The sequence below is a fragment of the Streptomyces sp. NPDC059989 genome, from assembly GCF_042736975.1.
Taxonomy (GTDB): domain Bacteria; phylum Actinomycetota; class Actinomycetes; order Streptomycetales; family Streptomycetaceae; genus Streptomyces.
This window is the reverse complement of the sequence record NZ_JBHWUO010000127.1, coordinates 1-2,701: the sequence shown is the minus strand read 5'-3', so window position 1 is coordinate 2,701 and position 2,701 is coordinate 1. Positions and strand designations below refer to the sequence as shown.

Here is a 2,701-nt window from a genome sequence, read left to right as displayed (position 1 = left end):
ACCCGCGCCTACGTCGAACAGGACCTCCACGAGATCTACGAAGGCGAAGTCCGCTACGCCCGCGACGCCTTCGAAGGCCTGCGCCTCATGGACGCGCTGATGGGCGTCAAGCGCGGCGTCCCCGGAGTCGAGCTCCCGCCCCTCAAGCAGCGCCGCGTCGCCAAGCGGGACACTCCGCTCCTCCAGGTGGCGGAACCCCTCGACGGCGGCCGCTCCGACGTCGCCGTCGACAACCCGGTCCCCACCCCGCCCTTCCTCGGCACCCGCGTGGTCAAGGGCATCGCGCTCAAGGAGTACGCCTCCTGGCTCGACGAGAACGCGCTGTTCAAGGGCCAGTGGGGCCTCAAGGACGCCGACACCATCGACACGGACGGCCAGCCCCGGCTGCGCGGCTGGCTGGACCGGCTGCACACCGACGGCCTCCTCGAAGCCGCCGTCGTGCACGGCTACTTCCCCTGCGTCTCCAAGGGCGACGACCTGATCATCCTGGGCGAGAACGGCTCGGAGCGCACCCGCTTCACCTTCCCCCGCCAGCAGCGCGGCCGCCGCCTGTGCCTCGCCGACTTCTTCCGCCCGGAGGAGTCCGGCGAGACCGACATCGTCGGCCTCCAGGTCGTCACCGTCGGCAGCCGCATCGGCGAGGAGACCGCGCGGCTCTTCGCCGCCGACGCCTACCGCGAGTACATGGAACTCCACGGCCTGTCCGTGCAGCTCGCCGAGGCCCTCGCCGAGTACTGGCACGCCCGGGTCCGCGCCGACCTCGGCATCGGCGGCTCCGACCCGGAGTCCATGGACGGCATGTTCCGCACCGAGTACCAGGGCTGCCGCTACTCCCTCGGCTACCCCGCCTGCCCCAACCTGGAGGACCGCGCCAAGATCGCCGACCTCCTGCGGCCGGAGCGCATCGGCGTCCAGCTCTCCGAGGAGTTCCAGCTCCACCCCGAACAGTCCACCGACGCCATCGTCATCCACCACCCCGAAGCCAACTACTTCAACGCACGCTGACACCCCCCACGAGCCGGAAAGGAGTCCGACATGCCGGCTGCCCTGGCCGCCACCGCCGAACGCCCCCGCACGTCCAGTGCCCCCGCCCCCCTCGGCGTCCGTGAACTGCTGGCCACCGGCCGGCGGACCTTCTCGTTCGAGTTCTTCCCCCCGAAGACGGACGCAGGCGAGCGGACCCTGTGGGCGGCGATCCGCCGCATAGAGGCCCTCGCGCCCTCCTTCGTCTCCGTCACCTACGGCGCCGGCGGCTCCTCGCGGAGCCGCACCGTCGAGGTCACCAAGCGCATCGCCGCGGAGACCACCCTGCGCCCGGTCGCGCACCTGACCGCCGTCGGGCACTCGGTCGCCGAACTGCGCCACATCATCGGCCAGTACGCCGACGCGGGCATCCGCGACGTCCTCGCCCTGCGCGGTGACCCGCCCGGCGACCCGAAGGGGGTGTGGACGCCCCACCCGGACGGCCTGAACCACGCCCACGAGCTGGTCACGCTCATCCGCCGGCTGGGCGACTTCACCGTGGGCGTGGCGGCCTTCCCCGAGCGGCACCCCCGCTCGCCCTCCTGGACCGAGGACATCCGGCACTTCGCCGCCAAGTGCCACGCCGGCGCCGACTACGCCATCACCCAGATGTTCTTCCACGCCGAGGACTACCTGCGGCTGCGCGACCGGCTCTCCGCCGTCGGCTGCCTGACCCCGGTCATCCCCGAGATCATGCCGGCGACCGATTTCCGCCAGATCCGCCGCTTCGCCGAGCTCAGTGACGCCCGCTTCCCGGACGCCCTCGCACAGAAGCTCGAAGCGGCGCAGGACAACCCGGCGGACGGGCACCGCATCGGAGTCGAGTACGCGACCGCCATGTCCGAGCGGCTGCTCGCCGAGGGCGCACCCGGCCTGCACTACATCACCCTCAACAAGTCCACCGCGACTCTAGAGATCCATCAGAACCTGAACGTCAGCCAGAACCCAGCCACCACCATCACGGAGTAGACCCCATGGACTTCAAGGTCGCAGATCTCTCGCTCGCGGACTTCGGCCGCAAGGAGATCACCCTTGCCGAGCACGAGATGCCCGGTCTGATGTCGATCCGCAAGGAGTACGCCCCCTCGCAGCCCCTGGCCGGGGCGCGGATCACCGGCTCCCTGCACATGACCGTGCAGACCGCCGTGCTCATCGAGACGCTCGTCGCGCTCGGCGCCGAGGTCCGCTGGGTGTCCTGCAACATCTACTCCACCCAGGACCACGCCGCCGCCGCGATAGCCGCCGCCGGCATTCCGGTCTTCGCCTGGAAGGGCGAGACGCTGGAGGAGTACTGGTGGTGCACGGAGCAGGCGCTGACCTGGCCCGGGCACGCGGGCCCCAACATGATCCTCGACGACGGCGGCGACGCCACCCTCCTCGTCCACAAGGGCGTCGAATACCAGAAGGCCGGCCAGGTCCCGGACCCGTCCACCGCGGACAACGAGGAAATGGCCCTGGTCCTGGACCTGCTGGGGAAGACCGCCATCGACTGGACGGCGCTGGCCGCCGGCATCCGCGGCGTGACCGAGGAGACCACCACCGGGGTCCACCGCCTCTACGAGATGCACCGCGAGGGCGCCCTCCTCTTCCCGGCGATCAACGTGAACGACGCCGTCACCAAGTCGAAGTTCGACAACAAGTACGGCTGCCGGCACTCCCTGATCGACGGCATCAACCG

The 2,701-nt window shown here is 70.5% G+C and carries 3 protein-coding genes; all 3 read left to right on the top strand.

Annotation, left to right across the window (positions count from 1 at the left end):
- Window positions 1-1,005: vitamin B12 dependent-methionine synthase activation domain-containing protein (locus tag ACFWBN_RS39750; RefSeq protein ID WP_385186725.1), on the top strand; the 1,005-nt coding region annotated here is incomplete at its 5' end.
- Window positions 1,006-1,035: 30 nt separating this feature from the next.
- Window positions 1,036-1,992, top strand: a complete 957-nt coding sequence (gene metF / locus ACFWBN_RS39745; RefSeq protein ID WP_385186723.1) for a methylenetetrahydrofolate reductase [NAD(P)H] — start codon at window positions 1,036-1,038, stop codon at window positions 1,990-1,992.
- Between the two features lie 5 nt (window positions 1,993-1,997).
- Window positions 1,998-2,701, top strand: a 704-nt coding sequence (locus tag ACFWBN_RS39740) for an adenosylhomocysteinase (protein WP_385186720.1), incomplete at its 3' end; no start/stop codon positions are given.

Excerpts from the sequence above, each read along its gene's own strand:
- metF (WP_385186723.1), top strand. The coding sequence starts at position 1,036 with ATGCCGGCTGCCCTGGCCGCCACCGCCGAACGCCCCCGCACGTCCAGT.